The 16,090-nt window shown below is 66.3% G+C and carries 13 protein-coding genes; 12 read left to right on the forward strand and 1 reads right to left on the reverse strand.

From position 1 onward, the window contains the following. Nucleotides 1-79: 79 nt before the first annotated feature. On the reverse strand, nucleotides 80-1,291 hold the full coding sequence (locus tag OG203_RS24480; protein ID WP_405159608.1) for a hypothetical protein: 1,212 nt from the start codon (nucleotides 1,289-1,291) through the stop codon (nucleotides 80-82). 240 nt (nucleotides 1,292-1,531) lie between these two features. Here OG203_RS24480 and OG203_RS24485 point away from each other — a divergent pair, with 240 nt between their 5' ends. The 12 genes from OG203_RS24485 (at nucleotide 1,532) to OG203_RS24540 (ending at nucleotide 15,862) form a co-directional block, all read left to right on the forward strand. Then, nucleotides 1,532-2,509 (forward strand): ABC transporter permease, encoded by a 978-nt coding sequence (locus tag OG203_RS24485; protein WP_405159609.1) that lies wholly within the window; start codon nucleotides 1,532-1,534, stop codon nucleotides 2,507-2,509. Nucleotides 2,510-2,582: 73 nt separating this feature from the next. Next, on the forward strand, nucleotides 2,583-3,503 hold the full coding sequence (locus OG203_RS24490; RefSeq protein WP_405159610.1) for an ABC transporter permease: 921 nt from the start codon (nucleotides 2,583-2,585) through the stop codon (nucleotides 3,501-3,503). Beyond that, the gene (locus tag OG203_RS24495) at nucleotides 3,500-5,428 is read left to right on the forward strand and encodes a dipeptide ABC transporter ATP-binding protein (protein WP_405159611.1); all 1,929 of its coding nucleotides are present in this window, start codon (nucleotides 3,500-3,502) and stop codon (nucleotides 5,426-5,428) included. Before OG203_RS24490 ends, OG203_RS24495 begins: the two co-directional genes overlap by 4 nt. 1 nt (nucleotide 5,429) lies before the next feature. Continuing rightward, complete coding sequence (locus OG203_RS24500; RefSeq protein ID WP_405159612.1) at nucleotides 5,430-7,121, forward strand: ABC transporter family substrate-binding protein; 1,692 nt, start codon at nucleotides 5,430-5,432, stop codon at nucleotides 7,119-7,121. 37 nt (nucleotides 7,122-7,158) lie between these two features. Next, nucleotides 7,159-8,829 carry an ABC transporter family substrate-binding protein gene (locus OG203_RS24505; RefSeq protein ID WP_405159613.1) on the forward strand — a complete coding sequence of 557 codons (1,671 nt, stop codon included), beginning with the start codon at nucleotides 7,159-7,161 and terminating at the stop codon, nucleotides 8,827-8,829. Next, nucleotides 8,826-9,488, forward strand: a complete 663-nt coding sequence (locus tag OG203_RS24510; protein ID WP_405159614.1) for a hypothetical protein — start codon at nucleotides 8,826-8,828, stop codon at nucleotides 9,486-9,488. Before OG203_RS24505 ends, OG203_RS24510 begins: the two co-directional genes overlap by 4 nt. Before the next feature lie 21 nt (nucleotides 9,489-9,509). Continuing rightward, nucleotides 9,510-10,754, forward strand: coding sequence for an MFS transporter (locus tag OG203_RS24515; protein ID WP_405159615.1), 1,245 nt, complete (start codon nucleotides 9,510-9,512; stop codon nucleotides 10,752-10,754). Nucleotides 10,755-10,848: 94 nt separating this feature from the next. Further along, on the forward strand, nucleotides 10,849-11,571 hold the full coding sequence (locus OG203_RS24520) for a FadR/GntR family transcriptional regulator (RefSeq protein ID WP_405159616.1): 723 nt from the start codon (nucleotides 10,849-10,851) through the stop codon (nucleotides 11,569-11,571). A 23-nt stretch (nucleotides 11,572-11,594) separates the two neighbouring features. Further along, nucleotides 11,595-12,308 (forward strand): sterol desaturase family protein, encoded by a 714-nt coding sequence (locus OG203_RS24525; protein WP_405159617.1) that lies wholly within the window; start codon nucleotides 11,595-11,597, stop codon nucleotides 12,306-12,308. Nucleotides 12,309-12,506: 198 nt separating this feature from the next. Further along, nucleotides 12,507-12,605, forward strand: a complete 99-nt coding sequence (locus OG203_RS24530; RefSeq protein WP_405159618.1) for a heavy-metal-associated domain-containing protein — start codon at nucleotides 12,507-12,509, stop codon at nucleotides 12,603-12,605. Beyond that, the gene (locus OG203_RS24535; protein WP_405159619.1) at nucleotides 12,602-13,537 is read left to right on the forward strand and encodes a hypothetical protein; all 936 of its coding nucleotides are present in this window, start codon (nucleotides 12,602-12,604) and stop codon (nucleotides 13,535-13,537) included. Before OG203_RS24530 ends, OG203_RS24535 begins: the two co-directional genes overlap by 4 nt. Before the next feature lie 81 nt (nucleotides 13,538-13,618). Further along, entirely contained in the window at nucleotides 13,619-15,862 is a 2,244-nt protein-coding gene (locus OG203_RS24540) for a heavy metal translocating P-type ATPase (protein ID WP_405159620.1), read from the forward strand. Nucleotides 15,863-16,090 lie beyond the last annotated feature (228 nt).

Raw genomic sequence — 16,090 nt, forward strand, 5'->3', positions numbered from 1 at the left:
GCGAACCCGCCGAATGGCGGCCCCGCGCGATCGCGGAGAGCCCTCGCGCGCCGAGAGCGGACTCCGATCGACACTCGGGCTACGAGGGCGGTTGGTGCCGAACAGTGTCATCCGCAGGCTGCGGTGCCGTGGCAGCGGACGGAGGGACCGACGATGGCGGCCGGAGAACCGTCTCGTCGTCGCGCCCGATGGTTGAGGGCTGTGCCGGTGCGCCCCGCGTGACCTGCGGCTCGGACGGCGGCGCGACTTGGCCGTTCGGTGCCAAGGAGCTCGGTTGCGCGGGCACACCCCAGGAGGATTGCGGTACCGGAGGCAGTCCGCCGACGTGATCAGGTGCCGACGGACCTGGCTGCGCAGGTACACCCCACGAAGCTTGCGGCGCCGGAGGCAGTCCATCGAGCTGATCAGGTGCCGACTGACTCAGCTGCGCGGGCACACCCCACGCGGATTGCGAGACCGGAAGCGGTCCATCGAGCTGATTCGGTACCGAGCGACCGGGATGCGCAGGTACGCCCCAGGCCGATTGTGCTGCGGCCGATGGATTGTCGATGGGCACTGCCGCAGCGGGTTGCTGCCAGGCCGGCGCGGGCAGGCTCCCGGCGGCTGGCGGCGCGGACCCCTGCCATGCGGCCTGACCAGCGGGTACCGGGCCATCGGCTGGTCCGGGCTGACCCAACGCGGCTTGCCGCCCATCGACACCCGGTTGCGTTGGCAAGGCGGGACCGGGCTGTGGCGGCCCGGGATACGGGTAGCCGTACTGCTGAGCGGCGACCGGGGTGTGCGCCAACCAGCGGCCGGTCACGGGAAGCAGGGCGAGTATCGCCGTGGCGATGGGGAAGATGAGACTGAACAGGCTGCCGACTCCGCTGCTGAGGGCGGTCAACCGGTTCGACGAGGTGTCGAACGAGTGCAAAAGCACGGGCCCAACGATGTCGGTCACGATCACCACGACGCTGCCGACGACAACGAGCACCCGGCCGAACGATTTCCTGGTGAACATCGCGACCGCACCGACCCCGAGCAGGACGGCGGCGATCAGCCCGATCACACCGGTCGCGATGGCCCATGCCTGGAACCACCCCTCGGAAAACAGTCCGGTCGTGTCGTACTCACCGAGTTTTCCGCCGATGATCCCGAACACCAAACTGATTCCACCGCTGAACAATTCACCGACGGCACCGACACAGGCCAGCACCCCCGCGGTGATCGCGGTAGCCCCGCTCGGCGCCGACATTCCGGTCGGATACGCCGGATACGGGTTGTACCCACCCGGATATTGCGGATAACTCATGTGTCCCCCTTGCCGACAGTCGGCTCCGCCGTTCGCAAAAGCCTGCTGTGCCTTCGTTTCACCCGCTGGCACTCCCTCATGACTCCCCCTTCATCGCGTCGAACCGACCGCGCACGCCTGTGCCGCAAGAATAAAGGACATGCCAGAGCCCCGCGTGACACGCGCGTACGGGTCATCGTCCTTATGATCAGGGGCTAATACTCGACGCTGGTCCGTCCAGCCGAAAGACCACGAGGACTGATGACCGGCTTCCTGCTACGACGCGCGCTTCACTATGTCGTGCTGTTGCTGCTGGCGTCGTTCCTGACATTCAGCTTGGCGTCGCTGACGTTTCGCCCGCTGGACAGTCTGGAACAACGCAATCCGCGCCCACCCCAGGCGGTGATCGATGCCAAGGCCGAGGAGTTACATCTCAACGACCCGATCCCGCAGCGCTATATCACCTGGCTGAAGGGCATACCGTCCGGCGACTTCGGCAAAACCCTTGCCGGTCAGCCGGTGAGCGAGGAACTGCCGCGCCGGGTCGCGGTGAGTCTGCGGTTGTTGATCATCGGTTCGCTGGTCGGCACTGTGCTCGGTGTCTTGATCGGCGCGGCCGGAGCCATCAGACAGTACAAATTCAGCGATTACTTCACGACGATCATCTCGCTGCTGGTACTGAGCACCCCGGTGTTCCTTCTTGCGACACTCCTGAAATATGGTGCGCTGGAAATCAATTCGCTCACCGGGTCGCAGATATTCCTGTATACCGGGGAGACCTCGGCGAACCGGATCGACGGATTCTGGCCGCAACTGCTCGACCGGCTCCAGCACCTGGTGCTGCCGACGGCAGGTCTGGCGCTCGGCGGCATGGCGGGCTACAGCCGCTATCAACGCAACGCCATGCTCGACGTGCTGCAGAGCGATTTCATTCGCACCGCCCGCGCCAAGGGCCTGACCCGAGGCAAGGCGCTGTACAAGCACGGCCTGCGCACCGCGCTGATCCCGATGGCGACACTGTTCGCCTACAGCCTGCTCGGCTTGATCACCGGCGCGACGTTCACCGAGAAGATCTTCGGCTGGCACGGCGTCGGCGAATGGCTTGTCGATTCGATCAATGCCCAGGACCTGTACCCGGTGGTGACGGTGACCGCGTTCGCCGGACTGGTGGTGCTGGTGTCCGGCCTGCTCTCCGACATCGTGTTGGCTCTGCTCGATCCCCGGGTGCGCGTCCGATGAGCGAGCGCAGCGAGCCATCCAACAATGCAGCACCGTCGGTCACGACGGAGCCGAGCGCCAGCGAGGTGCAGTCGTGACCGAAGCCGAAATCATCGTCCAGGGCGCACCGGAGCCCGCCGCGGCGGGCCGGAGCAAGCTGGTCCTGCGCCGGTTCCTGCGCAATAAGCCAGCGGTGATCAGCGCGGTGATCCTGGTCCTGCTCTTCATCGCCTGCTACGCGTTGCCGCCCCTGTTGAAGTACGACTATCAGCAGCTGGACTACTCCGCCCTGCGGAAGCCGCCGAGCGGCAGACATCCCTTCGGCACCACCCAGATCGGGCAGGACGTGCTCGCCCAGACGCTGCGTGGCATGCAGAAGTCGCTGCTGATCGGAGTGTGCGTCGCACTCATCTCCACCACCATCGCCGCGACGGCGGGCGCGACGGCCGGGCTGCTCGGCGGCTGGACCGATCGCGCGATCATGTGGGTGGTCGACCTGCTGCTTGTGGTGCCGAGCTTCATCATCGTCGCGCTGTTCGCGCCGCGCACCAAGGGCACCGGATCGATTCTGCTGCTGATCGTGCTGCTCAGCGTGTTCGGCTGGATGATAAGCGCGCGCATCGTGCGCGGCCTGACGCTCAGCCTGCGCGACCGCGAATTCGTCAGGGCCGCAAGATATATGGGCGCGCCGACGCGCACCATCATCATCAGCCACATCCTGCCGAACATCGCCTCGATCCTGATCATCGACACGACGCTGTCGGTCGGCGCGTCGATCATGGCCGAAACCGGGCTCAGCTTCCTCGGTTTCGGTGTGCAGCCGCCGGATGTCTCGCTCGGCTCGCTGATCGCGGTTGGCACCAAGTCGGCGCTCACCTATCCGTGGCTGTTCCTGTTCGCCGGTGGCCTGCTGATCACCATCGTGTTGTGCGCCAACCTGGTCGGTGACGGACTGCGCGACGCGTTCGATCCAAGCGCCAAGCGGGCGCGCTCGAAGAAGAAGGCAAAGGTATGACGGGCGCTGACCCCACCGAGAAGGTCGTGGTCGAGAAGAACTTCACCGCACCGCTGTTGGAGGTCACCGACCTGCGCGTGTCCTTTCCCAGCGAGGAGGGACGCGTCGAGGCGGTGCGCGGTGTCAACTACACCGTCTCCGACGGCGAAGTGCTCGCCATCGTCGGCGAATCCGGTTCCGGCAAGTCGTTGTCCTCGCTCGCGGTGATCGGCCTGCTGCCCGAGCAGGCGCGCGTCGGCGGCTCGATCCGCTTGCGCGGCCGCGAACTGCTCGGCCTCGGCGATCGCGAATTGTCCAGGCTGCGTGGCAGTTCCATCAGCATGGTGTTCCAGGACCCGCTCTCGGCGCTGACCCCGGTGTATCGGGTCGGCGATCAGATCGCCGAAGCCCTACTGGCACACGGCAAGATGAACAGGTCCGAGGCGGCGGCCAGGGCGATCGAGCTGCTCGGCCTGGTCGGCATCGGGGAACCGGAGGTGCGCGCCAAGGCATTTCCGCACGAGTTCTCCGGTGGCATGCGCCAACGCGTGGTCATCGCGATGGCCATCGCCAACGATCCCGCGCTGATCATCTGCGACGAGCCGACCACCGCGCTCGACGTCACGGTGCAGGCGCAGATCCTGAACCTGCTGCGCAAGGCGCGCGATATCACCGGCGCCGGCGTCATCATGATCACCCACGACATGGGTATCGCCGCGACCCTTGCCGACCGGGTCGCGGTGATGTACGCCGGGAAGATCGTCGAAACCGCCACCACGACAGAGCTTTTCAGCACACCGCGGATGCCGTACACGGTCGGCCTGCTCGGCTCCATCCCGCGGATGGACCGCCCGGCCCGCCAGCCGCTGATCCCGATCGTCGGCGCGCCGCCCGCCATGCACGCGCTGCCGCCCGGCTGCTCGTTCGCGCCGCGCTGCCCGATCGCGATCGATGAATGCCGGGTCGCCGAACCACCGTTGGAGAAGACCAATCCCGGTCACGCCGCCGCCTGCATCCGCACCGCGGAGGTCGGCACCGACGACCTGTTCGAGGCCTATCGGCAGGAGATCACCGAGCCGAGGGCCGAGGCCGCGATCAGTGACCAAGTGGTGCTTCGGGTTTCGGAGCTGGTGAAGACCTTCCCGATCACCTCGGGCATCCTGTTCAAGCGCCGCAAGGGCGAGATCCGCGCGGTCGACGGGATCAGCTTCGAGGTGCGCGCGGGGCGCACGCTGGCCCTGGTCGGCGAGTCGGGTTCCGGGAAATCGACGACACTGAGTCAGATTCTCGACCTGGTGCGGCCGGAGTCGGGGACCATCGAGATCATGGGCAGCGATGTCGCGACCCTGACCAAGGCGCGTAAGCGCGAGATCCGCCGGAAGATGCAGATCGTCTTCCAGGATCCGACCGCCTCCCTCGACCCGCGCCTGCCGGTCTTCGACGCGCTGGCCGAGCCGATGCGCATCGACGGACGCCCGCGCGACGAGATCGGCCGCCGCGTACCGGAATTGCTCGAACAGGTCGGCCTGCGCCGCGATCACGCCGAACGCTATCCCGCCGACTTCTCCGGCGGGCAGAAGCAGCGCATCAGCATCGCCCGCGCGCTCGCGCTGGACCCGGAGATCCTGGTGCTCGACGAACCGGTGTCCTCGCTCGACGTCTCCATTCAGGCCGGGGTGCTGAACCTGTTGCGCGACTTGCAAGTCGAGCGCGGCCTGTCCTTCCTGTTCGTCTCGCACGACCTGTCCGTCGTCCGCAACCTGGCACACGACATCGCGGTGATGTATCGCGGCAAGATCGTCGAATCCGGTACGGCGGAACAGATTTTCGCCGATCCACAGCACTGGTACACCCGTGAGTTGATCGACGCGGTACCCGTTCCTGCCGTCAGTCGCAGCACACCTTCGGACTCGCCTCCTACGACCACACCGAGATCGGATTCCTGAAATGAACTCAACCGCAGGCAGCGCCCGTACCGTCCGCGCCATCGGTATTCGGTGTGCCGCACCGGCTGTCGCGTTGGCGTTGATCGTGGCCGGGTGTGGTTCATCGGGTGATCCGCAAACGACGTCGAGCGCGATCGGCGCGATCAACGACATCAATCCGAAGGATGCGAGCGCGATCAAGGATGGCGGCAATCTGCGGCTCGCGCTCACCAACTTCCCGCCGACCTTCAACTCGCTGCACATCGACGCGAACGGCGAGGTCGGCGATCTGACCTCCTGGACGCTGCCTGGCACCATCACCACGAACGCGGCGGGCGAGATCGCCGTCGACCACAACTACTTCACCGATATGCGGCTCACCAGCACGAATCCGCAGCAGATCACCTACACGATCAACCCGAAGGCCGTCTGGTCCGACGGCACCCCCATCACGTGGGAAGATCTGCGGACCCAGGCCAACGCGCTGAGCGGTCGCGATAACGCCTTCCAGGTGAGCGCGACGCAGGGCTACAGCCGGGTCGACAAGGTCGAACGCGGCGTCGACGACAAGCAGGCGATCGTCACTTTCGGCCAGCATTACGCGGAATGGCAGGGTCTGTTCAATCCGTTGTATCCGAAGGCTTCGATGGAGTCGCCGCAGGCATTCAACGACGTCGACCGCAACACCCTTCCGGTGTCCTCCGGTCCGTTCATGGTCACCTCGGTCGATAAGGCGCAGCAGCGAGTCGTGTTGAGCCGCAACCCGAAATGGTGGGGCGACAAGCCGAAGCTGGACACCGTCACCTACAGCGTGCTCGACTATTCGGCCCGCATCAACGCGCTGCAGAACAACGAACTCGACGCGGCAACGGTTGCCGGAATCGATGAGGTGAAGACCGCGTCAAATTCAGCGGGCATCAAGGTGCGGCGCGCTCCCGGCCAGACCTACTCGCACTTCACCTTCAACGGTGCGCCCGGCTCGATCCTCGCGGATCCGAAACTGCGCGTGGCGATCTCGAAGGCGATCGACCGGCAGGGCATTGCCACGGCGTCCCAGAACGGGGTCGTCACGGACCCCAAACCACTGAACAACCACATCTACCTCGCCGGTCAGAAGGGCTACCAGGACAACTCGGCCCCGGTCGCCTATGACCCCGACGCGGCCGCGCGGATGCTGGACGAGCTCGGCTGGAAGCTCAACGGCGACGTCAGGGAGAAGGACGGCCGCAAGCTCGAGATCCGTGACGTGATGTACCAGCAGGACACCTGGGTGCAGATCGCGCAGATCGCACAGCAGAATCTGGCGAAGGTCGGCGTCAAGCTCGATATCGAAACCGCCCCTGGTAACGGGCTTTTCACCAATATCGTCAATCCTGGCAACTTCGACATCGTCCAATTCGTCTGGTCCGGCGGCACCCTGCCACTCGGCGCCCTGCCGCAGATCTACGCCTACGACCCCGCGAACCCGCAGAGCAACAAGGGCAAGATCGGCACACCCGAACTGAACGCGCTGATCGACCAGGTCATTTCCGAACTCGACCCGCAAAAGGCGATCGAGCTGGCCAACAAGGCCGACCGGATGATCTTCGAGGAAGGCTTCTCGCTGCCCATCACGCAGTCGCCCGGAGCCATCGCCGTGCGCGACAATCTCGCCAATTACGGTGCCGTCGGCCTCGCCTCCTACGACTACACCAAGATCGGTTTCGTGCAGTAGACGTCTCCGATTGTTCACTGAACAGGAAGGTCCCCGAATGAGGATTCGCTCTCTGGGTGCGCGGTTCGCCATCCCCTGCGTCGCCGTCGGGCTGATCGTGGCCGGTTGCGCCGATAACGGCGGCGTGACGCCGGGCACGAGCACCGTCGGCAGCACGAACGACATCAACCCGAAAGACCCGAGCGAACTGCGCGACGGCGGCAATCTGCGGCTGGCACTGACCGCACTACCGGAGACCTTCAACTATCTGCACATCGACGGCGGCGACGCCGACACCTCGTCCGTTATCTCGCCGACCATGCCAACGTCGTTCACCAGCGACGCGGCGGGCGAGCTGACCGTCGATCACGACTACTTCACCGATGTGCAGCTGACGAATACCAGCCCCCAGCAGATCACCTACACGATCAATCCGAAGGCCGTGTGGTCGGATGGCTCGCCGATCACCTGGGAGGATCTTCGCTCCCAGGCGGCCGCGCTGAGTGGCCGGGACAACCGGTTCCTCGTCTCCGCGACCATCGGTTTCGAACGGGTCGAGAAGGTCGAACGCGGGGTGGACGATCGGCAGGCGATCGTCACGTTCAACAAGCCCTATTCCGAATGGAAAGGCCAGTTCGGCTTCCTGTACCCGAAGGAAACCACGGCGACCCCCGAGGCGTTCAACGATCGCGACCGCAATGGCCTCGCGGTCAGCGCGGGTCCGTTCGTCATCACCCAGATAGACCGCGGCCAGAACCGAATCACGTTGGGCCGCAATCCGAAGTGGTGGGGTGCGACGCCGAGGCTCGACTCGATCACCTTCAGCGTGCTCGACAGCACGGCGACGCTGCCCGCGGTGCAGAACAACGAACTCGACTACTCCTACATGTCCGGCATCGAGAACGTCACCGCCGCACGCAATGCCAAGAATGTCGTCATTCGGCGCACGCCCGAGCCGAGCTGGTCGCACCTGACCTTCAACGGCGCGCCCGGCGCACTGCTCGATGACGCCAAACTGCGCGTCGCGATCTCGAAGGCGATCGACCGGCAGGGTCTGGCCAACGCCGCCCAGAACGGTGTGGTCGATAACCCGAAGCCGCTCAACAATCACATCTTCGTGGCGGGTCAGAAGGGCTACCAGGACAACGCGGCGCCGATCGCGTACGACCCCGACGCGGCCGCGCGGATGCTGGACGAGCTCGGCTGGAAGCTCAATGGCGATGTGCGCGAGAAGGATGGCCGCAAGCTCGAGCTCCGCGATGTGATGTATCAGCAGGACCTGTGGGTGCAGACCGCGCAGATCGTGCAGCAGAATCTGGCGAAGGTCGGCGTCAAGCTGGATATCCAGACGGTGCCAGGCAGTGGATTGTTCAAGAATGTCATCGATCCTGGTAACTTCGATATCGCCCAATTCAGTTGGAACGGTAGCGTTCTCCCGCTCGGCGCGCTGCCGCAGACCTATGCCTACGACCCGAACAATCTGCAGGGCAACAAGGCACGGATCGGATCGCCGGAGCTGAACGCGCTGATCGAGCAGACCATCGCGGAACTGGATCCGCAGAAGGCCATCGACCTGGCCAACAAGTGCGATCAGATGATCTGGGAAGAAGGCTATTCCATCCCGCTGTACCAGGCGTCGGGCACCTACGCCGTACGGGACAACCTGGCCAACTGGGGCGCATTCGGCCTCGCCTCGCCCGACTACACCAAAGTCGGCTTCCTGAAGTGAGTTTCGGATCGGGCCGGCACCTGGCCTATCCGATCAGCGTGACGATCGGCGCCATGGCGATATGCCTCGCCTTGGCGCCGTTCGGCGATTCGGACCAGGTGGCGGCGCTGGGTGCGGTGGCGCTGGGGATCATCGGGTACTCCGGGTACCGGATCGCTGTCGCGCAGGGGCTTCTCGCGTTCTGGCCCTCGGGAACGGTACGCACCGTTAGTGTTTCCCGAATGCGTCAGCAGCATCGGCTGGTCAGCCGCTCTTGGCTCGAGATCAGTGGCACCGGTCGACCTCGTTGGCTCCCGGTCTATTTCGACCCGGATCTGCTGACCTTGACCGAGACTCGCGCCGATCTCACCGACCGCACCATCCACCTCGCGGGCCACCGCCTCTACCCCTCCGGCCGCATCAGCACCACCGAGCCGCCCGGTCGACTCGTCGACAACCCGTCCCGCCCCGACCCGGATGCCGCCGCGCTCACCGCCACCGCGACCCGGCTACGTCGACGGCTGGTCCTCGATGCCCAATCCACCGTTGCCGCACCGTTCGCCGCCCTCATGTGGATCTACATCGACGGTGGCGGCTTCACCACCTTCCTCGCCGCCACCTGCGTCGCCGCGGCGGCCGCCCTCTGGTTGTCCGCCATCCGCGGCTCCGACCCGAGCTGAGCCTTGATCGCGCGGTCCGCTGTGCTGGCGGAAGCGAAGCTGCCCAACGACTTTCATCGATTGTGGGGCGCGTTCACGATCAGTCAGCTCGGAAGCTCGCTCGGCTCAGGCGCATTGCCGTTGATCGCGATCATTGCGCTCGGGGCGTCCGACTTTCGGGTTTCGCTGCTCGCGGCACTCTCGGCGGTGGTCAGTGCGGCCATCGCGCTGCCGCTCGGGTCCTTTGTCGAGTTCCGTCGCAAACGTCCGGTGATGATCGGTGCGGATCTCTTGTGCTTCGCGGCCCTTGCGACGGTTCCGGCGGCGATGATGTTCGGGGTGCTCAGTTACGGGCAGCTGTGTGTCGTGGCCACCGCCCAGGTGCTCGGGACGATGGTCTTCAATGCCGCCAGCGGGGCACACCTCAAAGCACTGGTGCCGGGATCGATGTTGACCACCGCGAACAGCCGGTTCGATACGACGTTCTGGACCGTTTCCGGTCTCGGTGCTCCGGTCGGCGGCATCCTGATCGGGGTGTTCGGGGCGGGCGCAACCGTGCTGCTCGATTCGGTCAGTTTCTTGTTGTCCGCGTTGGGGATTCGTTCGCTGCAGCGACCAGAGCCACCGCCACCGGTCGCGCAGGTCGAGCAGCACTGGATCGCCGACATCCGCGCCGGGTGGGCCTACATCTTCCGACATCGCACACTGCACGCGCTGTTCTGGAATGCCATGGTCTTCGGCGGCGCGATCCGGCTCACCAGCCCGCTGCTGGCGATTCTCATGCTGCGCGATCTCCAGCTCGCGCCGTGGCAGTACGGTCTGGCGCTCGGAATTCCCAGCCTCGGCGGGATCATCGGATCGTTGCTGACGAGCCGACTTGTCGCGCGCGTCGGCGAACGCACCGTCCTGCTCGGCTTCGGTGTGCTGCGCACCTGCTGGATGGGCTTTCTAGTGCTCGCCGGACCGGGGTTGGTCGGAGTGGTGGTCATTGTCGCGGCGGAGACCACCCTGCTGTTCTGCGCCGGTGTGTTCAATCCGGTATTCACCACATTCCGCATGCGCGTCACCGACGACGAGTTCATGTCGCGAGTGGGCATCGCCTGGTCCATCAGCGGCCGCGGCTGCCAGCCGCTGTTCATCGCCCTCGGCGGCGCCTTGGCCACTGTCACCACCGTCCGATTCGCGATCGGCTGCGCGGCCGTCGCCCTACTGGCCAGCTCACTGCTGCTCCCATGGCGGACCTGGCCCGCCCGTCTGGTCAGCGAACGGGACATGGCGGCGGGATAGTGCGAATAGCCGCGCCGCCATGTCCCGTTCGACGGACGTGGCGAATTGGTCTGACCACTTGACCTCCTGACCTATTTGGGCGCAGAGTGGGGGTATGGCGTTGCAACCAGTGGTCAAGCGGTCGGTGTCGGGGGATGTTTTCGAGCAGATCGCGGCGGATGTGCTGAGTGGGGAGTTGGCGCCGGGGACCGCGTTGCCCAGTGAGCGGCAGTTGGCGGAGGCGTTGGGGGTGTCGCGACCCGCGGTGCGGGAGGCGTTGCAGCGGCTGGCGGCGGCGGGACTGGTCGCGGTGCGGCAGGGGGACGCGACGACCGTGCTGGATTATCGGCGGGGGGCGGGGCTGGAGGTTTTGCCTCGGCTGCTTGTGCGGGCCGGAGAGTTGGATCCCGGTGTGGCGCGCAGCATTCTGGAGGCGCGGCTGCACAACGGGCCGAAGGTGGCCGAGCTGGCCGCCGTCCGGCTCGGCGCCACGGACTCCGCGACGGTCGAGGCCGCGTTGACGGACAGCGTGGAAGCGCTTGCCGTGGAACAGGATCCGGTGGCGCGGCAGCGGCATGCGATGGAGTTCTGGGATCACGTCGTCGACGCGGCCGACTCGATCGTGTTCCGGCTGATGTTCAACATGCTGCGCGCCGCCTACGAACCGGCGCTCGCGGCGCTGGCCCCGATCATGTCCGCCGAGGTGGGCAATGCCGAGGCCTACCGCGAACTGGCCGCCGCCATTGTGGCAGGTCGGCCGCAAGAGGCCGCCGATACCGCTCGGGCACTGCTCGAACCGGCGACCACCGCACTGCTCGAGGTCCTCAGCGGACACTGAGCACGCTTCACCTAGGAAACACCATGACGAAACCCCCTTCCGCCGAACAAGATTCGGTCGAGGCGAACGCCCGCGCGCGGGTGCGCGACGACGAACGGTCCGTGCGCCGCGGACGCACGCTCGGCGCGGCATTCCGCGAGTTCGGCCGCCATCCCTCGCCATGGCTCGTCGGCCTCACGCTGATCGCGGCGCTGATCGGCCGAATCCTGGTCGGCGACTGGCAATGGACCGACGCGCTGGTGCCCGCGGCGATGCTCGCGGTGTTCCCGGTCTTCGAATGGATCGTGCACGTCACCGTATTGCATTGGCGACCAAGGCAACTCGGCCCGATCGCGCTCGACAGCGAGCTGGCCCGCAAACACCGTGAGCACCACGTCGATCCGCGCGATATCCCGCTGATCTTCATCCCGACCAGGACACTGTCGGTGCTGGTCGTCGCCCTGATCGCGCTGGCCGCCTTCGCTTTCCCACGCCTGGGCCTCGGCCTGACCTTCCTGCTCACCATCACGATGCTCGGCCTCGGCTACGAATGGATCCACTACCTCATCCACACCGACTACAAGCCGAAGAGCTCGCTCTATCGCGCGGTCTGGCGCAACCACCGCCACCACCACTACAAGAACGAGCACTACTGGTTCACCGTCACCACCTCCGGCACCGCCGACCGCCTCTTCGGCACCCATCCCGACCCGGCCGCCACCGAATCCTCCCCCACCGCCCGCCACCTGCACGCCTAGCGCTCGCCGAAAGCACAGGCCATCGCCCTAATGCCCAGAGCGATGGCCTTTTTCGTGCCGCATGGCGCCCCGCTGCGGTCACGGCTGTGACCAGGCGCACTCCGATCCCGCAAAACTACATCTTGACTCAGTACCCTAGGGGGGTATGGTAAGTCTCATCGGCACGGCGGAGGCCGTCGCCGCAGAAGGAGAGACATCATGAGCACCGCGATCACCGTGACCATTACCGGGATGACCTGCGGCGGCTGCGCCAACCGGGTGCGCGACGGAATCGGCCGGATCGATGGCATCCGATGAACACATCCACCAAGTTCGCCGGCTTCGCCCTCGGCTTGGCCGCCGTCTTCGGAATCGCCATTGCGACCGGCGCCGCGATCGGCCCGGATCCCGCCGCCCCTGAATCACCCGCTCATGAGGACGCGCCCGCCGCCCGTCCGGACCACGCACCTGGAGCAACGATGGCCACCGACAGCGGATACACCCTGCGGCTCGACACCGCGCTCACCACCGCGGCGCCGAACGTCCCACTGCGCTTCCGCATCCTGAACCAGGACGGCACACCGCTCACCCGCTACCTGCCCAACCACGACAAGGACCTGCACCTGATCGTGGTCCGGCGCGACATGGTCGCCTTCCAGCATGTGCACCCCGTCCTCGGCGGCGACGGAACCTGGAGCGTCCCACTGGATCTCACTCGCGCGGGCGACTATCGAGTGTTCGCCGATTTCATACCGGAGGGTGGTGCGAACCTGACCCTCGGCGCCGATCTGCGGGTTGCGGGCAACTATGACCCGCAGCCGCTGCCCGCCGCGGCGACCACCACCACAGTCGGCGGCTACACGGTCACCCTCGACGGCACCGTCGTCACCGGCCAGGCATCGAAGGTCACGCTGTCGGTGAGCCGGGACGGTAAGCCGGTCACCGACCTGCAGCCCTACCTGGCGGCGTACGGTCACCTCGTCGCGCTGCGCACCGCCGACCTCGCCTACCTGCACGTACACCCGGACGGCCACCCCGGCGACGGCGTCACCCCGGCCGGACCAGGCATCACCTTCTATGTCACCGCGCCCAGCGCGGGCGACTACCGCTTGTTCCTCGACTTCCAGCACGAAGGAGTGGTCCGCACCGCCGAATTCACGCTGACCGTCGACCAGGGCACGGCAGCGGCCGAGCCCGCGACACACGCCGGGCACGGCGCGCCCCTTCCCGAACCGGCGCACAGCCACTGATAGTCGCGCACCACTGATCCGTCGCGCAGCCACCGCGACGACGGAATCTGCACTACCGTGCCGCACAGAACGGAGCACACCATGACCACCACGACACAACCACCAGGCATCGGGCAGGTCGAACTGGTGATCGGCGGCATGACCTGCGCGTCCTGCGCCAATCGCATCGAGAAGAAGCTGAACAAGCTCGACGGTGTCACCGCGACGGTGAACTACGCGACCGAGAAGGCGCGGGTCGATGTCACCGGTGACGTCTCGCCGGACGAGCTGATCGCCACAGTCGAGCAGGCGGGATACAGTGCGGCACTGCCTACGCCCAAAGTCGCGGAAACCGTTGCCACCGAGTCTGATCCGACCACCGCGTTGCGTACCAGGCTGCTGGTCTCGTTGGTGCTGACGGTACCGGTCATCGCGATGGCGATGATCCCCGCGCTGCAGTTCACCAACTGGCAGTGGCTGTCGCTGACGCTGGCCGCGCCGGTCGTGGTGTGGGGCGCGCTGCCGTTCCACCGGGCGGCGCTGGCCAACCTGCGCCACGGCACGGCGACCATGGACACGCTGGTGTCGATGGGCACCCTCGCGGCACTCGGCTGGTCGTTGTACGCGCTGTTCTGGGGCACCGCGGGCATGCCTGGCATGAAGCACCCGTTCGAGTTCACCATCTCCCGGATGGACGGCACCGGCAGCATCTACCTGGAGGCGGCGGCGGGTGTCACCACGTTCATCCTGGCCGGACGGTTCTTCGAGGCACGAGCCAAGCGGCGCGCCGGTGCCGCGTTGCGGGCGCTGCTCGAGCTCGGCGCCAAGGAGGTTTCGGTGCTGCGCGGGGGCGCTGAGCAGCGGATTCCCGTGGAGCAGTTGATCGTTGGTGATCGGTTCGTGGTTCGTCCCGGTGAGAAGATCGCCACCGACGGCGTGGTGGTCGAGGGTTCCTCGGCGGTCGACGCCTCGATGTTGACCGGTGAGTCCGTGCCGGTGGAGGTCGGGGCCGAGGACGCGGTGGTCGGCGCCACCGTGAACGTCGGCGGGCGGATCGTGGTGCGCGCCAGCCGAATCGGCGCCGATACTCAGCTGGCACAGATGGCGAAGCTGGTCGAGGACGCGCAGACCGGAAAGGCACAGGCGCAGCGGCTGGCCGACAGGGTCTCCGGCATCTTCGTGCCGATCGTGATCGCGCTGTCCGTCGCGACGCTCGGATTCTGGCTCGGCACCGGCGGTTCCGTCGCGGCCGCCTTCACCGCCGCCGTCGCGGTGCTGATCATCGCCTGCCCCTGCGCCCTCGGGCTGGCAACGCCGACGGCGCTGATGGTCGGCACCGGCCGCGGTGCGCAGCTCGGTATCCTGATCAAGGGGCCGCAGGTGCTGGAATCGACCAGGCGGGTGGATACCGTGGTGCTCGACAAGACGGGCACCGTCACCACCGGCAAGATGACCTTGCTCGATGTTGTTGCGGCCGAAGGCGAAGACACCAGCCAGGTGCTGGCACTTGCCGGGGCACTGGAGGATTCATCCGAGCACCCGATCGCGCAGGCGATCGCCAAGGGGGCCAAGGAGGCCGCAGCGCTGCACTCGGTCGAGGGCTTCGAGAATATCGAGGGCCTCGGGGTGCAGGGCGTGGTGGACGGGCACGCGGTGATCGTCGGGCGCGCCCGGCTGCTCGCGGACTGGGCACAGCACTTGGACGCCGAGCTGGAGCGGGCCATGCTGGCCGCCGAGGGCGAGGGTAAAACCGCGGTGGCGGTGGGTTGGGATGGCAAGGCACGCGGCGTGCTCGTCGTCGCCGATGCGGTGAAACCGACTTCCGCACAGGCGATTTCGCAACTGCGTGCGCTCGGTCTCAGGCCGATCATGCTGACCGGTGACAATGCGGCCGCCGCGGCGGCGATCGCCGCACAGGTCGGCATCGATGAGGTGATCGCGCAGGTGCTGCCGCAGGACAAGGTCGACACCGTCAAGCGGCTACAGGCCGAGGGCAAGGTCGTCGCGATGGTCGGCGACGGGGTCAACGATGCCGCGGCGCTGGCTCAGGCCGACCTCGGCTTGGCCATGGGCACCGGCACCGACGTCGCCATCGAGGCAAGCGATCTCACCCTGGTTCGTGGTGATCTGCGGGCCGCCGTCGACGCGATTCGCCTGTCCCGCCGGACCTTGGGCACCATCAAGGGCAATCTGTTCTGGGCCTTCGCCTACAACGTCGCCGCCATCCCGCTGGCCATGGCCGGACTGCTGAATCCGATGCTCGCGGGCGCCGCGATGGCGTTCTCCTCGGTCTTCGTCGTCAGCAACAGCCTGCGGCTGCGGACCTTCCGTTCGACGGCACAGTAGTCGAGGGAAAACCGACGGGACGGCACCAACGAGTGCCGTCCCGTTCGGCGGTTCGGGCTATTGCAGGACGCCGCTATTGGCGAGTCCCATCGCGGCACTTCCCGTGGCCCATGCTGCGGCGGCACTACCGGTCGCGGCCAAGAGGGATAGCAGAATCATGAGTTCGACCTTTCGTAGAGCCATTGATCAGCAAGCGAAAGTTACTGCCGCCCAACAGCACTCCACAAT

The sequence above is a fragment of the Nocardia sp. NBC_01499 genome (assembly GCF_045040275.1).
Taxonomy (GTDB): Bacteria; Actinomycetota; Actinomycetes; order Mycobacteriales; family Mycobacteriaceae; genus Nocardia.

What these genes read in the sequence shown, in the direction of transcription:
- OG203_RS24535 (WP_405159619.1), top strand. Translation starts at nt 12,602, where the DNA reads ATGAACACATCCACCAAGTTCGCCGGCTTCGCCCTCGGCTTGGCCGCC.
- OG203_RS24505 (WP_405159613.1), top strand. Translation starts at nt 7,159, where the DNA reads ATGAGGATTCGCTCTCTGGGTGCGCGGTTCGCCATCCCCTGCGTCGCC.
- OG203_RS24525 (WP_405159617.1), top strand. Translation starts at nt 11,595, where the DNA reads ATGACGAAACCCCCTTCCGCCGAACAAGATTCGGTCGAGGCGAACGCC.
- OG203_RS24480 (WP_405159608.1), bottom strand. Translation starts at nt 1,291, where the DNA reads ATGAGTTATCCGCAATATCCGGGTGGGTACAACCCGTATCCGGCGTAT.
- OG203_RS24495 (WP_405159611.1), top strand. Translation starts at nt 3,500, where the DNA reads ATGACGGGCGCTGACCCCACCGAGAAGGTCGTGGTCGAGAAGAACTTC.
- OG203_RS24485 (WP_405159609.1), top strand. Translation starts at nt 1,532, where the DNA reads ATGACCGGCTTCCTGCTACGACGCGCGCTTCACTATGTCGTGCTGTTG.
- OG203_RS24520 (WP_405159616.1), top strand. Translation starts at nt 10,849, where the DNA reads ATGGCGTTGCAACCAGTGGTCAAGCGGTCGGTGTCGGGGGATGTTTTC.
- OG203_RS24500 (WP_405159612.1), top strand. Translation starts at nt 5,430, where the DNA reads ATGAACTCAACCGCAGGCAGCGCCCGTACCGTCCGCGCCATCGGTATT.
- OG203_RS24540 (WP_405159620.1), top strand. Translation starts at nt 13,619, where the DNA reads ATGACCACCACGACACAACCACCAGGCATCGGGCAGGTCGAACTGGTG.
- OG203_RS24530 (WP_405159618.1), top strand. Translation starts at nt 12,507, where the DNA reads ATGAGCACCGCGATCACCGTGACCATTACCGGGATGACCTGCGGCGGC.